This window comes from Parapedobacter sp. GCM10030251 (genome assembly GCF_042666505.1).
In the GTDB taxonomy this organism is placed as follows: Bacteria; Bacteroidota; Bacteroidia; order Sphingobacteriales; family Sphingobacteriaceae; genus Parapedobacter.
In genome coordinates this window covers 487,628-511,455 of the sequence record NZ_JBHTDN010000003.1, presented here as the reverse complement: position 1 = coordinate 511,455, position 23,828 = coordinate 487,628, and the positions used below count along the sequence as shown (strand labels likewise).

Below are 23,828 nucleotides of genomic sequence, written 5' to 3'. Positions count from 1 at the left end.
CATGCTAACTGAACAAACGACAGAACTGAACAAGTACAGCAAAGTATTAACGCAAGATAAGACGCAACCCGCAGCCCAAGCGATGTTGTACGGCATCGGGCTGACCGATGATGACATGCAAAAGGCCCAAGTAGGAATTGCCAGCATGGGATATGACGGTAACACGTGCAACATGCACCTGAACGATCTGGCCAAAGTCGTAAAAGAAGGGGTATGGAAAAATGACTTGGTTGGTCTTGTTTTTAATACAATTGGCGTGAGCGATGGCATGAGCAACGGCACAGACGGCATGCGTTACTCACTCGTGAGCCGGGATATCATCGCCGATAGCATCGAGGCCATCTGCGGTGGACAATATTACGACGGACTTATTGCCATTCCGGGATGCGATAAAAACATGCCTGGCTCGGTAATGGCCATGGCTCGACTAAACAGGCCTTCCATCATGGTGTATGGAGGCACCATTGCCCCGGGGCATTACAAAGGCCAGGACCTTAATATCATCTCTTCATTTGAGGCGCTGGGACAAAAAATCGCCGGAAACCTCTCGGAGGAGGATTTCATCGGCATCGTTAAAAACAGTTGCCCGGGTGCTGGAGCCTGCGGCGGGATGTATACGGCCAACACCATGGCCGCGGCCATAGAAGCGCTGGGCATGAGTCTGCCCTACTCGTCTTCCTATCCGGCTGTGAGCAGCGAAAAGCGGAACGAGTGCAAGGAAGCGGGAAAATATATCCGCATCTTGCTCGAACGTGACATCAAACCTTCGGATATCATGACCCGGGAGGCCTTTGAAAATGCATTACGTGTGATCATTGTGCTCGGCGGCAGTACCAATGCGGTACTCCACTTTATTGCGATCGGCAAAAGTATCGGCGTGGAAGTTACGCAGGATGATTTTCAACGCATGAGCGACCAGACCCCGGTGCTGGCCGACTTCAAACCGAGTGGCAAATACCTCATGCAGGACTTACATCAATACGGCGGCGTTCCTGCGGTAATGAAATACCTGTTAAACGAAGGACTGCTCCACGGTGATTGCTTAACCGTAACGGGACGGACGCTGGCGGAAAATCTCTCCGACGTAACCCCGATCAATGAAATTGATCAGCCGATCGTCCAAACGTTGGACAACCCCATCAAACCTAGTGGGCACCTCCAGATTCTTTACGGAAACCTGGCCGAAAAAGGCAGTGTGGCCAAAATCTCTGGCAAAGAAGGCGAACGGTTTGAAGGACCCGCCCGGGTATTCGATGGGGAAAAAGACCTGATTGCCGGACTAGCCTCGGGCCGTGTAAAGCCCGGTGATGTGGTGGTTATCAAAAATGAAGGCCCTAAAGGTGCGCCCGGTATGCCTGAGATGCTGAAACCCACTTCGGCCATCATCGGCGCGGGACTGGGTAAAAGCGTTGCACTTATCACAGATGGCCGTTTCAGCGGTGGAACACACGGATTTGTTGTAGGACACATTACGCCCGAAGCTTACGATGGAGGTCTGATCGGATTGGTCGAAGACAACGATACCATCGTCATTGATGCGGTAAATAATACCATCTCTTTACTTGTATCCGACGACGTGATCGCAAAACGCCGTGCAGCATGGCAACAGCCTGCCCTGAAAGTAACCAAAGGCGTGCTTTATAAGTATGCGAAAACCGTAGCCGATGCAGCCTCCGGCTGTGTGACGGACGAGTGAACAGGAAGCAGTAAATAAGGCGAGCGAGGATGACATTGGGTCAGTTTGCTTGCTGGAAACAAAAAATAAAAATTGAGGTTAAAATGCGTACAGCCAATTGCTGAACGCTAACAACTAACATAAAAACTATGAGTACGCTGGAAATCACCAAGGAAACACCGAAGGACAGAGCAGAAACCATCCAACTAAGTGGTTCACAGGCGGTGCTGGAAGCACTGCTCGCGGAGGGTGTAGACACGATATTCGGTTATCCGGGAGGGGCGATTATGCCCATCTATGATGCATTGTATGATTACAACGACAAGTTGAGACACATCCTTGTTCGGCATGAGCAGGGCGGTATACACGCTGCGCAAGGCTATGCGCGTACGTCAGGCCGCGTAGGCGTAGTCTTTGCTACCAGCGGCCCGGGTGCCACTAACCTGGTTACGGGATTGGCCGACGCAATGATTGATAGCAATCCGATCGTCTGTGTCACGGGGCAAGTATTTGCCCACCTGCTGGGCACTGATGCGTTTCAGGAAACGGATGTCATCAATATCACCGCTCCGGTAACCAAGTGGAACTATCAGGTTACCGACGCTTGCGAGATTCCCTCAGCATTAGCTAAGGCATTCCATGTGGCCCGCACCGGCCGGCCGGGGCCCGTATTGATCGATATCACTAAAAATGCTCAGCTGCAATTATTTGACTATGAAGGCTACCAGATATGTAACCACATCCGTAGCTACCGACCTAAACCCATAGTCCGCAAGGAATACATAGAACAAGCTGCTGCATTGATCAACCAGGCACAACGTCCGTTCGTTCTATTTGGACAGGGCATTATCCTGGGCAAAGCAGAAGCCGAATTTAAAGCGTTCATCGAAAAAGCGGGGATTCCCGCCGCCGCTACCGTAATGGGGCTGAGCGCGTTGGAGACCGACCACCCGCTTCACGTCGGGATGCTGGGCATGCACGGCAATTACGCCCCCAACGTGCTGACTAACGAATGTGATGTACTTATTGCGATCGGTATGCGCTTTGATGACCGCGTTACGGGCAGGCTGGATAAGTATGCCAAGCAGGCGCAGGTCATTCACCTGGATATCGATCCCGCCGAAATTGACAAGAATGTCAAAACCGCCGTACCCGTATGGGGCGACTGCAAGGAAACGCTTCCGCTCCTTACCGAGCTGTTGGATGGCCGGGATCACGCCGGTTGGCTGGGACGTTTCCGCGAATTGGAACAGGCGGAAATCAAAGAGGTCATCCACGACGAACTGAACCCTACGTCGGAAATCATGACCATGGGTGAAGTGTTGCGAACGTTAAACGAACTTACCGGTGGCGAGGCGGTTATCGTTACGGACGTTGGCCAGCATCAAATGGTTGCCTGCCGATATGCCAAGTTCAACCGGTCGAAAAGCAACGTTACTTCCGGTGGTTTGGGTACCATGGGATTCGGGTTACCGGCAGCCATTGGCGCATGGTACGGCACGCCCGACCGGACGGTGGTTGCCATCATCGGCGATGGGGGTATTCAAATGACGATCCAGGAACTGGGAACCATTATGCAGTTCGGGGCAAAAGTGAAGATCCTGATCCTCAACAACGAATTTTTGGGCATGGTGCGCCAGTGGCAACAGCTCTTCCACGACAAGCGGTATTCCTTTGTCAACATTACCAGCCCTGATTTCGTAACCGTTGCCAAAGGATACGGCATCCCCGGGCGGAGCATTCGCGAACGCAAAGATTTAAAACAAGCAGTGAGTGACATGATCGCACACGACGGCTCCTATTTGCTTGAAGTAATGGTGGGCAAGGAAAATAACGTGTTTCCAATGGTACCACAAGGAAGCAGTGTTGCAGAGATCAGGTTGAAGTAAAAAGTAAAAGGAATTGTCGGATTTAGTTTTTTGATTTTTGGTTTTTAACTTTTGACTTAACAACATGGAAAAGCAGGAATATACCATCACCCTTTACACAGAAAACTCCATTGGGATGATCGGGCGGATCTCTACCATCTTTTCACGGCGGAAGATCAATATTGAGAGCCTCAACACGTCTCCTTCCGAAGCTGAGGGCATACACCGTTTTACCATCGTGATCCACGAAACGGAGGACGTTGTACGCAAACTGTGTCGCCAAATCGAGAAGCAAGTGGAGGTCTTAAAAGCCTACTATAATACCAATGACGAGGTTATCTGGCAGGAACAAGCGCTTTATAAAGTACCTACGAGTATCGTTACCGAAAAGGCCCCTGTAGAACGGCTTCTCCGTCAATTCGGAGCCAGCGCCGTTGTCATCCGCAATGATTATACCGTATTTGAAACAGCGGGGCACCGGGAAGAGATCGATGCACTCACCGAAGCATTGGCCGAATACAACCTCATTGAATTTGTACGAAGTGCCCGCATTGCGATCATCAAAGACAGTGAAGGATTCCACAAGAAACTGAAGGAGTTCGAAGAGATGGAACCTGCAGAAGAGATTGTCGAAAACCGATATCTCAACAAACAGGATAAAGTATTTACGATGTAATCCGCCGACGAATAGGGTATGACAGATTTATTATTTGAGTATATCAGGCAAACCAGGCGCGTATTCATTGAGCTGATAGATGGGTTAAGCCCAGACGAGATCAATACGATTCCGGACGGTTTCCGAAATAACATCGCATGGAATTTCGGACATATTGTGGTGAGCACGCCTGGTTTGTGCTACCGACGAACCCACGTACAGTCCGATCGACAGATACCGTTTGTGGAATCTTATGGAAAAGGCACAAAACCGGAACACTGGATTGGTGGCGCAGAAATCAATGCCCTCAAGACCCAGGCTATGAATACCATCGATGTGATCGAACAGGATTACAGAAATGGCGTGTTCGCTTCTATCACTCCTTTTGCTACCTCGACATACAGACTGGAAATGGACACGATTGAAAAGGTGATTACCGCCTCACTTGCCCACGACAATCTCCACTTCGGCTATGCAACCGCAATTAGAAAAGCAGTACAAGAACAAAAAAGTCAATTACATAAATAGAACAATGGCAAATTACTTTAACACCCTCCCCCTTAGAGAGCAATTAAATCAATTAGGCGTCGCTGAATTCATGGATATCAGTGAATTTACTGACGGTGTCAGTGCGTTAAAAGGCAAAAAAATCGTCATCGTGGGATGTGGTGCACAGGGGCTGAACCAAGGCCTTAATTTACGGGACAGCGGGTTGGATGTTTCCTATGCGCTTCGCAAGGAAGCAATTGAACAAAAGCGCGACTCGTGGAAGAATGCTACCGACAATCACTTTAGGGTAGGCACGTATGAGGAACTGATTCCCACGGCAGATTTGGTTAGCAACCTCACACCAGATAAGCAGCACTCCTCCGTAATTGATGCAATAATGCCGTTGATGAAAGAAGGTGCTACCCTCTCCTATTCACACGGCTTTAACATCGTGGAAGAAGGAAAGCAAATCCGCAAAGATCTTACGGTGATCATGATTGCACCAAAATGCCCGGGTTCAGAAGTAAGAGCGGAATACTTGCGCGGTTTCGGCGTGCCCACACTTATTGCTGTTCACCCGGAAAACGATCCGCAAGGAAAAGGTCTTGCTGAAGCAAAAGCCTATTGCGTAGGAACCGGTGGCCATAGGGCTGGCGTTTTACGCTCGTCGTTCGTGGCCGAGGTAAAATCCGACTTAATGGGCGAGCAGACCATTTTATGCGGGCTGTTGCAAACCGGGTCGATCCTGTCCTTTGATAAGATGATCGAAAAAGGCATCGAACCAGGTTATGCGGCCAAATTGGTTCAATATGGCGTAGAAGTCATTACCGAAGCGTTAAAGCAGGGCGGAATTACCGCCATGATGGATCGGTTGAGCAATATCGCTAAAATTAAAGCTTTCGAAGTTTCCGAAGAGCTGAAAACGATTATGCGCCCCCTATTCCAAAAACATCAGGATGACATCATGAGTGGCCAGTTCAGCCGTACCATGATGGAAGACTGGGCGAATGGAGATAAAAACCTGTTGCAATGGCGGGCAGCTACGGGCGAAACCGCCTTTGAAAAAACGCCTGCCGGCGATGTAAAGATCAGCGAACAGGAATATTTTGATAATGCGGTATTTATGGTTTCCTACATCAAAGCGGGTGTGGAACTTGCGTTCGAAACCATGGTCGAAGCCGGCATTAAACCCGAATCGGCCTACTACGAATCCTTGCACGAAACTCCGCTCATCGCAAATACCATCGCCCGTAAAAAACTGTTTGAGATGAACCGTGTGATTTCAGATACGGCGGAATACGGCTGTTACCTCTTTGACCACGCGTGCAAACCACTGCTGGCCGACTTCATGAAAACGGTCGATACAGACATTATCGGCAGAAATTTCAATGAAGGTAAGGATCTTGCCGTTGATAACCAAGCACTGATCGCTGTTAACGAAGCCATCCGCACCCATCCGGTTGAAAAAGTAGGCGCTGTACTGCGTAAAGCTATGACGGCCATGAAGGCGATAAAAACCGCTTAACAACACCTCGATCCGGACCGGAAAAAGGGACACGATCCGTAACCGGTCCGGATCACTTATTGGCAGCAAAATACGCATCATTGCATATCAGCGGCATTTTGCATAAGTTTGTATCTTACAACAATGACTGACATATTTGTCCATATCGCCCAATTGAACCTACAGTATGCACATCAGGTGGTACTGGATCAATTGGACTGGCAAATCCACCGTGATGAGTTTTGGCTGATCGGAGGAAAAAGCGGTTCGGGTAAAAGCGCGTTGGCAAAAGCACTGGCAGGACTTGAAAAAACAAGCGGCACCATCCGCATTCACTTTGATCGGGAGTCTCCCAGGCCGCCGCGTGTCCTGTATGTCTCCAATTGGTATCAGTTTACCAACCTGGAAGGGGACCGCAATTTTTACTACCAACAGCGTTATAACAAACAGCAAAAAAACGACACGCTGACGGTGTACGCGGAGTTAGCAGCCTATGCCAAATCCGAGGATCTTTCCATGGAGGACCTGACGCCGTACCTTGATCTTTTTGGCCCGGCGGACCTGAAAAACACGCAATTGATTGAGCTCTCCAGCGGCGAACACAAAAAATTGCAACTGGTCAAAGCACTTTGGTTAAAACCGCAGCTACTCATCGTGGATGAACCCTACACCGGACTGGATAAGGCATCGCGCCAAAAGCTGAATGACTTTTTCGACGGACATGCTGCCGACGGTGTACAGCTTGTGCTGGTTACGAATGAGACAAACCTGCCTCGTTGCATCAACCGGTTTGCCGAAATTGCAGATGGTAAGCTCAGGCAAGTGGACTCCGTAGGGATGCTGTCAAAAGATACAAACCGCATACCGAAGGAATTACCGCCCTTTTTGCGGGAAGTACCGGCGTTTTCCGCCGACATCATGGTTGAGATGGAGAATATCCACATCCGCTATGGTGAGAAACAGGTATTAAGCGGGGTTGATTGGACGGTTCGAAGGGGTGAGAAGTGGTTACTCCAAGGGCATAACGGTTCGGGAAAATCGACGTTGCTAAGCCTGATTACGGGCGATCATCCGCAAGCTTATGCCAACCGCATCCGGCTTTTTGGCCATCGGCGCGGTAGCGGTGAAAGCATTTGGGAAATTAAGGAACGTATCGGTCTCATCTCTCCCGAACTGCATTGGTATTTTGATAAAACCGCGTCCGTATGGCAAGCAATTGCCTCGGGGTTCTATGATAGCATCGGCTTATTCAGACACGTAAGCTACGAAAAGCAACAGAAGATCCATCAACTCTTGGCTTTTTTTGATCTAACGGCAGATAAAGACCGGCTAATTACCACGTTGCCTTTAGGAAAACAGCGGTTGGTTTTGCTGGCCCGAACCATCATCAAAAACCCACCGTTGTTGATATTGGATGAACCGTGCCAAGGACTTGACCAATCACAAACGACACTTTTCAATGCCGTGGTCGATGAATTATGTGGTTTCGGAAAAACGCTGATTTATGTCGGCCACTACGAGACGCAGTTACCCAGTTGTTTGGAAAAGAGAATCGTATTGGAAAAAGGAGAAGTACAGGTAATCGAAGAGATAAACGAACTTGCTTATTAAGCAGGCGGCTATAACGCATAACTGAAACAAAAAAAACAACGTATTATGTTGCACGATCCAAATCGCATATATGTTTTTGACACCACCCTCCGGGATGGAGAGCAGGTGCCGGGTTCGCAATTGACCACTCCCGAGAAGCTTATCATCGCCGAAGCGTTGGAAGCGTTGGGCGTGGATGTGATTGAAGCGGGATTCCCGATTTCGAGCCCCGGGGATTTCAACAGTGTGGTGGAGATCTCCAAGTTGGTTAAAGAACCAACCGTCTGTGCCCTCACGAGGTCTATCAAAGGCGACATCGACCGTGCTGCCGAAGCACTGAAATATGCCAAAAGACCGCGTATCCATACAGGTATCGGCTCGTCCGATATGCATATTAAATACAAATTCAACAGCACCCGGGAGGCCATCCTGGAGCGAGCGGTGGAAGCCGTTAAGTACGCCAAGTCTTTTGTGGAAGATGTTGAGTTCTATGCAGAAGACGCAGGAAGAGCAGATAACGAGTACCTGGCCCGGATGATTGAGGCCGTCATCGCCGCGGGCGCAACCGTGGTCAATATTCCCGACACCAATGGGTATTGCCTTCCGGAGCAATATGGCGCGAAGATCAACTACTTGAAAGAAAACGTCAAAAATATCGATCGGGCCATCATCTCGGTACATTGCCACAACGACTTGGGACTGGCTACGGCTAACAGTCTGGCAGGCTTACAAAATGGTGCGCGTCAGGTTGAATGCACGATCAACGGCATCGGCGAACGGGCGGGGAATACGTCGTTGGAAGAAGTGGTGATGGCCTTGAAAACCCATCAATCACTGGGGTTACATACCCAGATCAACACGAAACAGCTGTATCCGCTCAGTACGACGGTGAGTCGCATGATGCGCATGCCCGTGCAGCCGAACAAAGCCATCGTGGGTAGAAATGCTTTCGCCCACAGTTCCGGCATCCATCAGGATGGGGTGCTCAAACATCGTGAAAACTACGAAATCATCAATCCCGAAGACGTCGGTATCGACCAATCGGAAATTATTTTGACAGCCCGCAGCGGCCGCCATGCCCTCAGGCACCACCTGGAACGTTTGGGTTATACCATCGAGCGCATAGATCTCGATCAGGTTTACCAGCGGTTTCTTGAGTTGGCCGACGTGAAAAAGGAACTTAAGGACGACGACCTGTTGCAGTTGATGGGGCATAAAACGGAAGAAAGCTTCAAAAACGGAATTGCCATCAATGCATTGCAGGTAACCACCGGTGATCAGGAAGCTCCCGTAGCAACTATCAAACTGGGATACAATGGAGAGGAATACACAGCCACAGCGGCTGGCAATGGACCGGTAAGTGCTACCATTAAAGCCATTGAGCAAATCACGGGAAAACACGTAGAAATCAAAGAATTCAATATCCACTCTATCCACGGCGGCAGCGACGATGTCAGTAAGGTGGATATGCGGGTAGTGTATGAAGACAAATCCTACATGGGCTACGGATTCAGTACGGATATTGTCCGGGCATCAGCCAATGCTTATTTGGATGCATTAAACAAGTTCATTGTATTGGACACGGTGAGTTATTAAGGGGTTAAAAAACAAAACAACAACTATAAAAATGAGTAAGACATTATTTGACAAGGTATGGGACGCACACGTAGTGCGAAAGATCGAGGGGGGGCCTGATGTGTTATTTATTGATCGGCATCTTATTCACGAAGTGACCAGTCCGGTGGCATTTCTGGGACTGAGGAATCGCGGGATCCGTGTATTGTATCCCGAGCGCACATTTGCGACGGCCGATCATAACACGCCGACAATTGATCAGGATAAGCCCGTGCAGGATCCCTTGTCTGCCAACCAGTTGAAAGCGTTGGAAGAAAACACAAAAGAATATGGCATCCGGCATTGGGGATTGGGACACTACAAGAATGGGATTGTCCACGTGATCGGGCCGGAAAACGGCATCACCCAACCGGGCGCTACGATCGTCTGCGGTGATTCGCATACCTCAACCCACGGTGCATTCGGCGCCATCGCATTTGGCATCGGCACATCGGAGGTGGAGATGGTATTGTCCACCCAATGCATTATGCAGCCGAAGCCGAAAAAGATGCGCATCACCATCAATGGTGTATTGGGCAAAGGGGTCCTTCCCAAGGATGTGGCCTTATTTATCATTTCCAAACTGACCACATCCGGCGCCACTGGCTATTTCGTGGAGTATGCAGGCAATGTATTCGAGCAAATGACCATGGAGGGCCGCATGACCGTATGTAACCTGAGCATCGAAATGGGTGCCCGCGGTGGAATGATTGCTCCAGACCAAACCACCTTTGACTACATCGAAGGCCGGGAATTCAGTCCGAAGGGAGCGGATTGGGACAAAGCCATGGCTTATTGGAAAACGCTGAAGACCGATGAGGATGCCGTATTTGACAAGGAACTGGTTTTTGACGGTTCCGAAATCGAACCCATGATTACGTATGGAACCAATCCGGGCATGGGCATTGGCATTACCGATGAAATTCCCTCTGCAGAACAGGTGGAAGGCGGCAAGGCCACCTACGAAAAATCCCTGGGTTACATGGGATTTCACGAAGGAGAACCCATGATGGGCAAGAAAATCGACTACGTGTTTGTGGGAAGCTGCACCAACGGGCGCATCGAGGATTTCCGAGCGTTTGCCTCACTCGTAAAGGGAAAGCGCAAAGCCGATGATGTAACCGTTTGGTTGGTACCGGGGTCACACGTAGTAGAAGAGCAAATCAAACAAGAGGGCATTCTTGACATCCTCACTGAAGCGGGCTTCACGTTGAGGCAGCCTGGATGTTCGGCTTGCCTGGCCATGAACGACGACAAAATCCCGGCCGGTAAGTACGCGGTAAGCACCTCAAACCGTAATTTCGAAGGCCGTCAGGGCCCCGGTGCCCGAACTTTGCTGGCCAGCCCATTGGTAGCGGCGGCAGCAGCGGTAACCGGAAAAGTAACCGATCCAAGGACCCTTATCCAATAACGACATGGCATACGACAGTTTTAATATATTGAAAAGTACGGCAGTACCGCTGCCCATCGAAAACGTTGATACGGACCAGATCATCCCCGCCCGGTTTTTGAAAGCTACGGAACGCGTGGGATTCGGTGACAACCTGTTCCGCGATTGGCGGTATAACGCGGACAATACCCCCAAGGCAGATTTCGTTTTAAACGATCCGACCTATCGGGGAAAAATCCTGGTGGGGGGTAAAAACTTTGGTTCAGGATCTTCCCGAGAGCACGCAGCCTGGGCAATTTATGACTACGGTTTCCGCTGCGTCATATCGAGTTTTTTCGCCGATATCTTCCGGAACAACTGCCTCAACATTGGCGTATTGCCGGTGCAGGTGAGTGCAGACTTCCTGGAACGGATCTTTGCGGAAATTTATGCCGATCCGAATACGGAACTGGAGGTAAACTTACCCGAACAGACCGTTACGCTACTGGCAACCGGCGAAAAGGAATCATTTGACATTAACAGTTACAAAAAAGGAAACATGATGAATGGGTTTGACGACATCGACTACCTGCTCAACATGAAATCTGATATCGAAGAATTTTCGAAAACCCTTCCGCTATAACGATGGAAAGAAGGAAGATAGAAATCATGGACACGACACTGCGCGATGGTGAACAAACCTCGGGCGTGTCGTTTTCGGTTTCGGAAAAGCTTACCATCGTCCAACTGCTGCTGGAGAAACTCCGCGTCGACCGTGTGGAAGTCGCCTCGGCAAGAGTTTCCCAAGGGGAATTTGAAGCGGTAAAAACCATTACTAATTGGGCGGAAAACAACGGATACCGGGACCGTGTAGAAGTGCTTTCTTTCGTGGATAACGGAGTATCCATTGCCTGGATGCAGCAAGCGGGTGTAAACGTGCAAAACCTGCTGACCAAAGGTTCGCTGAACCACCTAACGCACCAGCTTCGGAAAACACCTCAACAACATTTTCTGGAAATCGCCACGGTCATCGAACAGGCCGCACGAAACGGGATCCGCACCAATGTATACCTCGAAGACTGGAGCAATGGGATGCGCCACTCTCCCGAATACGTCACGGAATACCTGGATTTTCTGGCTTCACAGCCCGTTGACCGGATCATGCTGCCCGACACGTTGGGCGTGCTGACTCCCTCCGAAACGTTTGCGTACATTTCAGCGCTGCGGAAACGCTATCCGCAAATTCATTTCGACTTTCATGCCCATAACGATTATGATCTCGGTACCGCAAACGTGCTGGAGGCCGTGAAAGCCGGAATCAAAGGACTGCACCTGACCGTAAACGGAATGGGTGAACGTGCGGGAAACGCTCCATTGGCGAGTGCCGTAGCGGTCATCAACGACTTTTTAGATGATGTGGAAATCGGCATTCAGGAGTCGGCCATCTATACCGTGAGTAAGCTGGTGGAAAATTTCTCGGGCGTTCGGATACCCGCCAACAAGCCCATTGTCGGTGATAATGTATTCACCCAAACGGCCGGTATCCATGCCGACGGCGATAATAAGAATAACCTGTACTTTAACGATCTGTTGCCGGAACGTTTTGGACGAAAACGCAAATATGCGCTGGGGAAAACATCGGGGAAAGCGAACATCGAGAAGAACCTTCAGGAACTGGGATTGAAGCTGAACGAGGAAGACCTGAAAAAAGTGACCCAACGGGTTATTGAGCTGGGCGACAAAAAGGAGACGGTCACGATGGATGACCTGCCCTATATCATTTCGGACGTACTCACCACCAAGGCGCATGATGAAAAGATTTTTGTGGAGTCTTACGTGCTCAATCACGCCAAAGGTCTTCGCCCTTCGGCGACGATCGCGATACGGATCCACGGCCAACTGTTTGAGGAGCATGCGCAGGGAGATGGACAATTTGATGCGTTCATGAATGCCCTGACGATGGCGTACGCCAAGAATCACATCCAGTTGCCAAATCTAATTGATTATAACGTCCGCATCGCGCCGGGCAGCAGTTCGGACGCACTTTGTGAAACCACCATCACCTGGGAAACGAGTGAGCGGACCTTCTCCACCCGCGGATTGGACTCCGACCAGACGGTCTCTGCCATCAAAGCCACCCAAAAGATGCTGAACATCGTCTTGAACGCGGCGCGTACTGTTGGATTGGAGACAATGGACAGTAGATGATTTGAGATTTAACTATTCGGACTTCCGGATTTTTTTATTTTTGACTTTTAACTTTTGACTTTATAAAAAATGGAATTAAATATTGCACTTCTACCCGGTGATGGAATTGGACCGGAAGTAGTTGATCAGGCTGTAAAAGTAGTGGATGCGGTAGCCGGAAAGTTCGGCCACAAAATACATTGGACTTCGGCATTAACAGGTGCTGCCGCCATTGATGCAGTTGGCGATCCGTATCCGGATGCTACCCACGAGATTTGCCTGGCCGCCGATGCGGTGTTGTTTGGTGCCATTGGCCACCCACGTTACGACAATGATCCGAAGGCACCCGTACGACCCGAGCAAGGGCTTCTGAAGATGCGCAAAAAGTTGGGGCTTTTTGCCAACGTCCGTCCTACCTTTACCTTTCCTTCCCTGATCGACAACTCTCCGTTGAAAAGGGAGCGGATCGAAGGAACCGATTTGATTATTCTCCGCGAGCTAACCGGTGGCATCTACTTCGGCGAACGGGGACGGAAAGACAACGGGGACACCGCTTTCGACACGTGTACCTATACGCGCGAAGAAGTACAGCGATTGGCTAAATTGGGCTTTGAGATGGCCATGAACCGCCGCAAAAAGCTGTGTTGTGTGGATAAGGCCAATGTATTGGAAAGTTCGCGACTGTGGCGGGAAACCGTGCAGGATATGGAGAAGGATTTTCCTGAAGTGGAAGTTAGCTACGAATTTGTGGATGCCGTAGCCATGCGTTTGGTACAATGGCCATCCTCTTATGACGTGATCATCACCGAAAACCTCTTTGGTGATATCCTGACCGATGAGGCTTCCGTAATCTCGGGGTCTATGGGCTTGATGCCCTCGGCATCCGTTGGTTTGCATACGTCCCTGTTTGAACCGATCCATGGCTCTTATCCGCAGGCCGCTGGAAAAGACATTGCCAACCCTTTGGCAACCGTACTTTCTGCAGCCATGCTGTTCGAAGACGCTTTCGGCTTGAAAGAAGAAGCTGCTCTTATTCGATCGGTAGTCGACAAATCGTTGGCAGAAGGGATCGTGACCGAAGACCTGGCAGGAAAAAACAAAGCCTATAAGACCAGCGAAGTAGGCGACTGGCTGGCCGCTCAGATCGGTCTGCCGGAAACCGCTGAAACACCTGTTCAATGATTAAACAGATCGAATCGGCTTCCCATCGTTTACAGGAGGTGGTCGCGCATACTCCGTTGCAATACAGCCAACGGCTTTCGGAAAAATACCACGCGTCCATCTTCCTCAAACGGGAGGACTTACAGGTCGTTAGATCTTATAAATTGCGGGGTGCCTTTAACAAAATCAGCCTGCTTTCCGAAGCCGACAGAAAAAAAGGCGTCGTTTGCGCAAGTGCCGGCAACCACGCGCAAGGGGTAGCCTTTTCCTGCAAACGGCTCGGCATCACCGGGGTGATCTTTATGCCCGAACCGACCCCCCGGCAGAAAATCAGCCAAACGGAAATGTTCGGCCAGGGATCAATTGAAATCATTCTTACCGGGGATACCTTTGACGATTGTCAGCGGGCGGCATTGGCATATGCCCATGCGCACAATATGACCTTCGTCCATCCTTTCGATGACCCGGCAATCATCGAAGGACAGGGAACCGTAGGCGTAGAGATTTTGCAGGATCGACCTGAAACAGACGTTGTCATCATCCCCATAGGCGGAGGCGGCCTCGCCGCTGGAACGGGCACCTATCTCAAAGCGAAAAATCCCCGAATCCACATCTATGGCGTGGAACCCGCGGGAGCGCCTTCCATGAAAACGGCCTTGGAGCACGGCGGCCCCGTTACACTTGCTGAAATCAATCGCTTCGTTGATGGTGCCGCTGTAAAACGCATCGGTGATTTGACTTATCAATATTGCCACCAACTGCTGGATGACATGCATCTCATCCCTGAAGGAAGGATATGCACCACCATTCTTGAACTGTATAACAAAGACGCCATCGTGGCCGAACCGGCCGGCGCCCTGGCTGTAGCTGCCCTTGATTTTTACGGCGATAAAATAACGGGAAAAAATGTCGTATGCATCATAAGCGGCGGCAATAACGATATCGACCGAATGGGCGAAATCAAAGAGCTATCCCTATTGTATGAAGGCTTAAAGCACTACTTCATTGTCCGTTTCCCCCAGCGCCCGGGGGCGCTAAAAGTGTTTGTCAATGATGTATTGGGGCCTCACGATGACATTACGCGCTTTGAGTTCATCAAAAAAACACAACGCGAACGCGGACCGGCGCTGGTAGGTATCGAATTACAGAATGCTTCCGATTACGACGCCTTGATAGCGCGCATGCGTACCCACCGGTTTGACTTCAAAGAAGTGAACAGCGACCAGACCTTATTTGAATATTTGATTTAACCAAATCGATAAAATTTTTTCCGATTTCCTCGCTATCCAAAACAACATCAAGGTAAGTTTTGTTGGTTTTTTATAATCTTTCAAAAGTTTTTAAAATTCAATAAAAAGTTTTGAACTATGGCAAATATTTGTATATTTTTGTTAGCGGATTAACCACCAAAAAACAAATTATGAAAAGGATTTTACCACAAGGGCAAATCTTGGCTGGGAAGTTCCTTTTGCTGCTGGCGGGACTTGCCACGGCGTCAGGTCTTTTTGCCCAAAACATCCAAATCAGGGGAAATGTATTGGATGCTGCAGACAACAGCCCCCTATCTGGCGTCTCTGTGCGCGTCAAGGGAAGCAACGTCGGCACGAACACAGATGCTAACGGAGGCTTTACCATCAGTGCCACTGGCGACGCGATACTGTCTTTTTCTTTTCTCGGTTACCTGGCACAAGAGGTACCCGTAGGTAATCAGACGATACTTACGGTCCGTCTGCAGGCCGACCAAGCGCAATTGAGCGAAGTCGTAGTTACCGCATTGGGCATTACCAAAGAAAAGAAAAGTCTCGGTTATTCGGTGACCGATGTGAAGGGAAGTGACCTGGCCATCACTAACGAGGTGAACCCCATCAATGCGCTGCAGGGCAGGGTAGCCGGAGTACAGATTGACCAGGGAGGGGCCGGCGGACTATTCGGCAATTCCAAGATTCTGATCCGTGGAAATTCCACCCTGGGGAAAAATAACCAGCCGATTTTCGTAATCGATGGCGCAATCATGGACAATGATATATTCGAAGGCAATGGACGCGATTTCGGCAATGACCTGAAAAACCTAAACATGGAAGACTTTGAAAGTGTATCCATTTTAAAAGGTTCATCTGCCGCCGCCTTGTATGGCTCACGGGCGATCAACGGCGTGGTGTTGATCACAACGAAGAAAGGGCAGGCGCGATCCGGATTGGGCGTGGAGTTCAATCAAACCGTTAATATCTTTGAGCCGTATGCCGGACCGGATTTCCAGAATGTGTTTGGGGGCGGCACCAATGGCCCGTTTTTCACCGACTTCCGCGATCCCAATTACAACCCCGACGAGGCGTATTACACCAAGATATTCCCCACCGATCCGGCAACGGGTAAGCCCTATATCGATGCGGGCCGCAACCGTGAATTGGAAAATTGGGGGCCGAGGATGGAGGGACAGGAAGTATTGAATTACGACGGAACGCCAACCCGGTACCTTCCCCAGCCCAACAATTTTCTGGATGCATTCCGCAACGGTGTAGGATACAATACCAACGTGGCGGTGAGCGGGGGCTCGGACCGGTCCACGCTGCGGTTCTCCTACAACCGTAACGAAAGCAAGGGCATCGTTTATAACAATAACCTCGAAAAACATGCCTTCAGCCTACGGGCTACCCACGAATTAAATAAGCGCATCAGCCTGGATGGCAGCGCCGATTACACCAGTTTCCGTGGCCTTAACCCCCCGCGATTAGGCGGCCTTGATCCATTTGCTTCTTACAACTATGGTAAGCTCTTTACCTGGATGATGCCCCGCAATTACGATACGCGGTATTGGATGCAACGTGAGCATTACACCAGTACCCTGGGAGGTGCGCCTGACCGGGGAAACCCCGATGAGACCAACCAAGCACCCGAGAGCCGCTTTTGGTTCAATCTCTTCGAAAACCAGTATTTACAGCGGGAACAAATGATCCGCGGGCGACTAGCGGTCACCGCTTCCCTCACGGATTGGTCGAAGCTGATCCTGGAAGGGAATTTCAACAACACCTATACGAAAACGGAAGAGAAAGAACTGGGCCAGGGACAGAATTTTACCGGCGGACTTTACTCGTTAGGCAATGAAGTCAAAGAAAGCTATTTCCTAAAAGGAATGCTGACCGTAGATCGCACCCTCGCACCCGATCTTGAACTGAGCGGCTACATCGGGGGCGAGATACAACGGGCGGAAAATTCATTTACAAGGGGCTTCACCGATGGGGGGCTAAGCTATCCGGGTAATTACTTTCTGGAAAATTCGGTCAACCAGCCAAAGACGGAAGGCGGGCTCACTTTCCGTAGGGCCTTCAATTCCCTGTATGCCAGCGTTGACTTAGCCTACAAAAACCAACTCTATCTACAAGGCACATGGCGGGGCGATTGGGCATCGGCGTTGACCTATTCGGATGGTACCGGCAATAATTTTTACAATTACCCCGCTGCAAGTTTATCCTGGCTATTTACGGAAACCTTCCAACTGCCGGCATGGCTATCTTATGGCAAACTACGCACCAATCTAGCAGCGCTGGGTAGTGATGCGGATGTTTTTGTGCTCAACCCCGGATTCGAGTTTAGCGGTTATGCCAACAACCGTAATGGACAAACGTTACCTATATCGACCTTTGGCGACCGCAGGGTTCGTACGGAGAACCTGAAGCCGGAACGGAAAATAGCCAAGGAAATCGGGCTTGAAGCACGCTTCCTCAACAGCCGCCTTGGGGTCGACTTCAGCTGGTACCTAGACAACACGTATAACCACATCGTTGACATTCCCACCCCCTTCGAATCGGGTGTGGACGCCATCCTGATCAACGCCGGAAACATCCAAAACAAGGGGATCGAACTGGCGGTGGATGCCGTGCCCGTGCGCAACGACAACTTTTCCTGGTCTACCGCCCTCAACTATTCCCGAAACCGCAACCTCATCGTAGAATTGTATGAAGGCAGAACTGAATATAACCTGGGAGCAAATATTGCGGAGGTAAGTAGCTGGGCGGTTGTCGGGAAATCATACGGCACCCTACGGAGCTCCATCCAAGCGCTTAAGTTTCAAGCCACTGATGATGCCGGGAATCCGATTGACCACCCGCACAATGGGAAAGATGTCCTGCAATACCGTACAGATGCCCGTGCGGCATTTCCTGCCCGCAGCAACACGATTCAGGATATCGGTGATATCAATCCAAAATTCCGGGGCGGTTGGGACAACACATTCCGTTTTAAAAATCTCAGCCTGAATGTCCTGGTTGACGCCAAGATCGGTGGTGACTTCGTGATGGCCACCTATCGTTACGGCACGCATACCGGTGTTTTGCCCAACACCCTGTTCGGCAGGGATCCGGAATACGGCGGCATCACGTGGGTCAGTGACTGGGATGGCAAGGAGTATGATGACGGCATCATTCCCGATGGTGTGTTTCCCCAAGGGTTCCAAGTACCACAACCCGGAGGCGGGCAAGCCAACGTGGGGGGCATGACCTACCAGGAAGCCTACGAGCAAGGACTCGTGGAGCCTACTCATGCGCCCCACTACTATTACCGCTATGGGTCTTCTTCTACCGGTGTATCCGACTATTGGATATTCGAAAATTCCTGGGTCTCGCTTCGTCAAGTGGCACTAAGTTATACATTCCCGCAAACGTTCTGCCGGAAGCTGAAACTCAATGCATTGAGTCTCTCTGTAATTGGGCGCGATTTGCTGTATTTATACAACAGCCTCCCTTATAATTACAACCCGGCGTCCAATAATTCGAACAATACGGCCTTTTATGGCGAAGAAGGATTTTTGCCGATGACCCGGTCGTGGGCATTTACATTGAAGGTAGGATTCTAAACAGTTTGCAATTATGAAAACATTCATCAATCCTTATAAATTCGGCATCTGCTTGGTCTCCATCGTATTCCTGCTGAATGCCTGTACCAAAAACTTCGGGGAAATAAATACCGACCCGAACCTGGTGACCCAGCCCGACGTGAAATATTTATTTACCTATACGGCCGATCGGCTGCCCCCGTCAACCACCGAATGGATCTGGGAAAGCCTGGAGCAATTGATGCGATACACCCAACAGGTAAGCGCAAGTCCTTATGAATTATCTGGCAGCGTAAATTCCCGCTACCGCGCGTATTATGCCGACATTCTTCCGAATCTGATTGAAATCCGGCACCAAATCGATCTAAAACAGGACAAAGAGCGCTATCAGAAAATGGGCGCAGTTACCTATATACTGGGTGTCTATTATGGCGTACGAGTAACCGACATGAATGGATCTATCCCGTATTCGGAAGCCCTGCTCGCTCGGTATGAAGGCAAATTCGATCCGGTATTTGACCCTCAACAGGCATTGTTTACGCGCTGGCTCGATGAACTGGATAACGCAATTCAATCACTCGCTAACCCGAACCTGCCGGACCAGGAAAGTTATGGCGATGCCGACATCTATTACCAAGGCGATTGGGTGAAATGGATAAAGCTCGCCAATACGCTCAAGCTGCGGATTGCCGCACGTCTTGAAAACCAAGATAGCGAAGCAACACGCCGCATTTTCCAACAAGTGATGCAGGACGCCACCGGCCCCATCGACGGCAACGATGCACAATTGCAATACCTCAATCCGACCCAAGCATTTCTGGGTGCCGATGTGGACTACCGCAGCCGCCGATACGCCAATAGACAAATGGTCCGCTTCATGAAAAAATCCGCCGATCCGCGTATCCGGATTTATTTCGATCAAAATGATCTTACAGGCTCTTTTCGCGATACCCTCGCCAAATACAATGTTCAATTACCTGCATTCATTGATCCAAATGATCCGCTCGTGATGTATCAGGGAGGACCCGCAGATTGGACGACCGACCAAAGCGTGACCCAATGGATGAGCAACGCTTTTCAAGTCGGCCAATACAGTCGCTACTTCTTGATTTCGCCGGTCAACCGGCTATTTTTATCGCCCAAACTAAACGGAGCTACCGGAAATGCGCTGCATGTTTTGGTCTCTTATGCCGAAACCTGCTTTTATATTGCGGAGTTTATCCAAAAAGGCTATGGAGCCGGCATCGATACCAAAGGATCCCTATCCGATTGGTACAACAAGGGCATTGCATCTTCCATCGTGACGATGAACGAGGTAGCCCGGGAAGCTGGCTCATCCCTCGGGTTCACAGGCGATGGGACCGCCGAAATCCAGGCATACCAGCAGCATCCTGAAGTGGTGCTGGGCGGCGGGAATGACCTAGAGCGAATCTATATTCAGGCATACCTGAGTTTTTTCCGGCTGCCCAACGAGGCCTATGTGCTCTGCCGCCGCACGGGGTATCCGCGTACCGGATCAACGTACTATCCGATGGAACCGTTTAACGAACCGATACCCCGGCGTTTCGGAATAAGTGATCCCGGTGAAGTCAACCGTGCGAATTGGGAACAGGCTTATCAGGAGCAGGACTTTACACTCCGGGCTGTGGACGCACAGACGTTGAGTCAAGAGCGCGTATGGTATGACAAAAATGCACCGGCATTTGGAGGGGGAGATTGATCGCCTTTTTTGCCGTCCGGCTATTCGGGATATCGTATCAAGAAGTATACCGAAATAGCCGGACGGTTATCCACCTACAGATGTCAAATTAGGCAAATAAATGATATAAAATTCTGATAACCAATAAATTAATCAACCAAAAGCTCACATCACTTCTCCACAATGTGAATAATTCAACATCTGTTGATAACAATTCCTACCGTCCTGAAATTAAATAGCTGATATTTGTTCAAGGCTACAACTTACCAACCACTGCAACAAAAGTTATCGGAATCTACCGGTTGAAACATCCAGGATCCGATTAGTGTTGAACTATAAAATCTTATTTGCTATGACACGGATTATTAAATTCGAAAAAAACGATTGTGCACCTTGCAACCAAGTGTCCGAGTTCCTCGACCGCAAGGGCATCACTTATGAAAAAGTAAATCCGTTTGATAAACCGGAATTGGCCATCCAATACAAGGTACGTACGGTGCCAACGGTTATCGTCCTCAATCAGGATCAAGAGACCCAACGAATCATCGGATTCAAACCGGAAGAGCTTTCTGCTCTGGCTATTCAATAAATAGCATCATCCGACAATCGGATCACCGGAAACGGACTATATAAAATAAAGGCAACCCCCTCAGATTTGCGGGGGTTCAGCATCTAAAAAGGTTGGCACATGGAATGGATATATTACGACAGTAAGACAGGCAATGTAGCGCGGTTCATGGAGAAAGTAGCGGAATTGACGGGATGGACTGTCCAAAAAATCCAACCCGACCTGGAGGTGCAGCAAGAAGGACACTTGGTAACCTTCACGACCCGATTTGGAGAAGTACCCGAAACCACGAAAAGCTTTTTACAATCGGCAAGCAGGTTTCTTCTCTCGGTATCGTCAAGCGGAAACCGGAATTGGGGAAGGAATTTCGCCATGGCAGGCGAAAAAATTGCAACCGAATATGGCATTCCCTTGGCCCTGAAATTTGAACTGTCAGGCACCCAAGAAGATGTTAATGAATTTATCGCGATTATTAAAGGGAAACATTATGGTAACAAAAGACGTAGCAAAGAGCTGGATTTTGCTCAATAACGAAATCATGATCAAACATGATGATGAGTTCAGCCTACATAAGGATAAGGAAGCCGTGCGTGCTTATTTCCTGGAGTATGTAAATAAGAACACGGTCTTTTTCTACACATTAAAGGAAAAGATCGACTACCTCATCGAAAACGATTATTACATCAATTTCTATGAGTGGTTCACCTTTGAAGAGATGGAGCGGGTGTACAACTTTATCAATGCCAAGAAATTCCGCTTTCCGTCGTTCATGAGCGCATTTAAGTTTTTCCAGAGCTATGCCCTGCGCGATGATTCGGGCGAGAAATTCCTGGAACGCTACGAAGACCGCGTTGCCGCTGTTTCCCTGTTTCTTGCGCGCCACGAAGGCGTAGAGCAGGCGCTTCAGTACGCCGAATTGCTCATTAACCAGGAATACCAGCCTGCGACACCTACGTTTCTCAACGCGGGGAAAAAACGCTCCGGCGAACTGGTTTCTTGTTTCCTAGATGAGATTGGTGACAACCTCAATGGCATCGGATATGCGGTGGACTCAGCGATGAAACTGTCGTCGATTGGCGGTGGTGTATCCTTCAACATCTCAAAAATCCGTGCCCGTGGTGAGGCTATCAAAGGTGTGGAAGGCCGCGCAGGCGGAGTGCTCCCCATCATGAAAATTTTGGAAGATACGTTCTCTTATGCCAACCAGCTTGGCCAGCGTCCGGGAGCCGGCGCTGTATACCTTAACATCTTCCACTCGGATATCGAGGAATTTCTCGACTGCAAGAAAATCAACGTAGATGAAAAGGTGCGCATCAAATCGCTCTCCATCGGTGTAGTTGTTCCCGATAAATTCATGGAATTGGCCGCCAAAGACGAGCCTTGCTACCTTATTTATCCGCATACGGTGATGCAGGAGTATGGCAAATATCTGGATGAGTTGGATATGGATGAAATGTATGACGAATTGGTCACCAACCCGAAGATCAAGAAAAGAAAAATAAACGCTCGCCACCTGTTGGTCAAAATTGCACAGACGCAAAAGGAAAGCGGCTATCCCTATATCTTTTTCAAAGAAAATGCCAACCGCCAACATGCGCTGAATGGCATTGGCAAAGTGAAATTCTCTAACCTATGCACCGAAATCATGCAGATTTCCGAAGTGTCGGACATCAACATTTACGGACAGGAAGATACTATCCGTTATGGGATTTCATGTAATCTCGGTTCACTCAATATCGCTACCGTAATGGATAACAAGCGCATCGAGCAATCGGTAAAGACCGCCATGCGCGCGTTGACAATGGTATCGGATGTAACGGATATTGCCATGGTTCCGTCGATCCAAAAAGCGAACCGCGAATTACATAGCGTGGGGTTGGGTGCCATGAATCTACACGGATACCTTGCCAAGAACTTCATCATGTATGAAAGCGAAGAAGCATTGGATTTTGCCAATGTGTTCTTCATGATGGTCAACTATTATTCGTTACAGGCCTCCATGGAGATCGCACGCGAACGGGGCGTGACATTCGAGGGCTTCGAGAAAACAGCCTACGCCGACGGTTCGTATTTTGACAAGTACGTTAGCAAGGATTACTTCCCTACCACCATCAAAGTAACGGAATTGTTTGCCGGCATCGACATCCCTACCAAGGAGGATTGGGACACGTTGAAACAGCAGGTTCAGGAGCATGGCATTTACCATGCGTACCGGATTGCCATCGCCCCGAATCAATCGACTTCGTACATCATGAACGCAACCGCTTCGGTGATGCCGATTGTCGACACGATCGAAGTCCGTGAATACGGCGATAGCACCACCTACTACCCTATGCCATATCTGACCAACGAGAATTACTTCTATTACAAGTCGGCATACGACATGGATCAGATGAAGGTATTGCGCCTCGTTTCGGTAATTCAACGGCACGTAGATCAGGGTATATCCACGATTTTGCATACCAACTCTAAGGACAGTACCCGAGATTTGGCACGTTATTACATATATGGTCATAAGGTGGGATTGAAATCGCTTTACTACACACGTACACGCAAATCAACTATCGATGAATGCGTTTCGTGTTCAGCGTAACTGCCGGTCGGCAGCCAGCGTGGTGAGT

General features: G+C 49.6%; 17 protein-coding genes. All 17 read left to right on the top strand.

The features are described from left to right. Position 1: 1 nt before the first annotated feature. A complete protein-coding gene (ilvD, locus tag ACFQRK_RS11255) occupies positions 2–1,696 on the top strand; it encodes a dihydroxy-acid dehydratase (protein ID WP_379006619.1) in 1,695 nt (564 codons plus the stop codon). A 128-nt stretch (positions 1,697–1,824) separates the two neighbouring features. Continuing rightward, a complete protein-coding gene (gene ilvB / locus ACFQRK_RS11250; RefSeq protein ID WP_379006617.1) occupies positions 1,825–3,564 on the top strand; it encodes a biosynthetic-type acetolactate synthase large subunit in 1,740 nt (579 codons plus the stop codon). A gap of 64 nt (positions 3,565–3,628) precedes the next feature. Next, positions 3,629–4,219, top strand: a complete 591-nt coding sequence (gene ilvN, locus ACFQRK_RS11245; RefSeq protein ID WP_379006615.1) for an acetolactate synthase small subunit — start codon at positions 3,629–3,631, stop codon at positions 4,217–4,219. A gap of 18 nt (positions 4,220–4,237) precedes the next feature. Then, on the top strand, positions 4,238–4,726 hold the full coding sequence (locus tag ACFQRK_RS11240) for a DinB family protein (RefSeq protein WP_379006613.1): 489 nt from the start codon (positions 4,238–4,240) through the stop codon (positions 4,724–4,726). 4 nt (positions 4,727–4,730) lie between these two features. Further along, on the top strand, positions 4,731–6,212 hold the full coding sequence (ilvC, locus tag ACFQRK_RS11235; RefSeq protein ID WP_379006612.1) for a ketol-acid reductoisomerase: 1,482 nt from the start codon (positions 4,731–4,733) through the stop codon (positions 6,210–6,212). A gap of 123 nt (positions 6,213–6,335) precedes the next feature. Then, the gene (locus ACFQRK_RS11230; protein WP_379006610.1) at positions 6,336–7,802 is read left to right on the top strand and encodes an ATP-binding cassette domain-containing protein; all 1,467 of its coding nucleotides are present in this window, start codon (positions 6,336–6,338) and stop codon (positions 7,800–7,802) included. Positions 7,803–7,847: 45 nt separating this feature from the next. Further along, positions 7,848–9,377, top strand: coding sequence for a 2-isopropylmalate synthase (locus tag ACFQRK_RS11225; RefSeq protein WP_379006608.1), 1,530 nt, complete (start codon positions 7,848–7,850; stop codon positions 9,375–9,377). A gap of 31 nt (positions 9,378–9,408) precedes the next feature. Further along, positions 9,409–10,806, top strand: a complete 1,398-nt coding sequence (leuC, locus tag ACFQRK_RS11220; RefSeq protein WP_379006606.1) for a 3-isopropylmalate dehydratase large subunit — start codon at positions 9,409–9,411, stop codon at positions 10,804–10,806. 4 nt (positions 10,807–10,810) lie between these two features. Then, on the top strand, positions 10,811–11,407 hold the full coding sequence (gene leuD / locus ACFQRK_RS11215) for a 3-isopropylmalate dehydratase small subunit (protein WP_379006603.1): 597 nt from the start codon (positions 10,811–10,813) through the stop codon (positions 11,405–11,407). 2 nt (positions 11,408–11,409) lie between these two features. Then, entirely contained in the window at positions 11,410–12,972 is a 1,563-nt protein-coding gene (locus ACFQRK_RS11210; RefSeq protein ID WP_379006601.1) for an alpha-isopropylmalate synthase regulatory domain-containing protein, read from the top strand. Between the two features lie 69 nt (positions 12,973–13,041). Continuing rightward, positions 13,042–14,133 (top strand): 3-isopropylmalate dehydrogenase, encoded by a 1,092-nt coding sequence (leuB, locus tag ACFQRK_RS11205; RefSeq protein WP_379006599.1) that lies wholly within the window; start codon positions 13,042–13,044, stop codon positions 14,131–14,133. Further along, positions 14,130–15,362 (top strand): threonine ammonia-lyase IlvA, encoded by a 1,233-nt coding sequence (ilvA, locus tag ACFQRK_RS11200; RefSeq protein WP_379006598.1) that lies wholly within the window; start codon positions 14,130–14,132, stop codon positions 15,360–15,362. Before leuB ends, ilvA begins: the two co-directional genes overlap by 4 nt. 170 nt (positions 15,363–15,532) lie before the next feature. Continuing rightward, complete coding sequence (locus ACFQRK_RS11195; protein ID WP_379006596.1) at positions 15,533–18,961, top strand: SusC/RagA family TonB-linked outer membrane protein; 3,429 nt, start codon at positions 15,533–15,535, stop codon at positions 18,959–18,961. A 13-nt stretch (positions 18,962–18,974) separates the two neighbouring features. Further along, positions 18,975–20,660 (top strand): SusD/RagB family nutrient-binding outer membrane lipoprotein, encoded by a 1,686-nt coding sequence (locus ACFQRK_RS11190; RefSeq protein WP_379006594.1) that lies wholly within the window; start codon positions 18,975–18,977, stop codon positions 20,658–20,660. 331 nt (positions 20,661–20,991) lie between these two features. Then, the gene (locus ACFQRK_RS11185) at positions 20,992–21,228 is read left to right on the top strand and encodes a glutaredoxin family protein (RefSeq protein WP_379006593.1); all 237 of its coding nucleotides are present in this window, start codon (positions 20,992–20,994) and stop codon (positions 21,226–21,228) included. A 99-nt stretch (positions 21,229–21,327) separates the two neighbouring features. Beyond that, positions 21,328–21,738 (top strand): class Ib ribonucleoside-diphosphate reductase assembly flavoprotein NrdI, encoded by a 411-nt coding sequence (nrdI, locus tag ACFQRK_RS11180; RefSeq protein ID WP_379006591.1) that lies wholly within the window; start codon positions 21,328–21,330, stop codon positions 21,736–21,738. Next, the gene (gene nrdE / locus ACFQRK_RS11175; RefSeq protein ID WP_379006589.1) at positions 21,695–23,800 is read left to right on the top strand and encodes a class 1b ribonucleoside-diphosphate reductase subunit alpha; all 2,106 of its coding nucleotides are present in this window, start codon (positions 21,695–21,697) and stop codon (positions 23,798–23,800) included. The genes nrdI and nrdE overlap by 44 nt, the downstream gene beginning before the upstream one ends. Positions 23,801–23,828 lie beyond the last annotated feature (28 nt).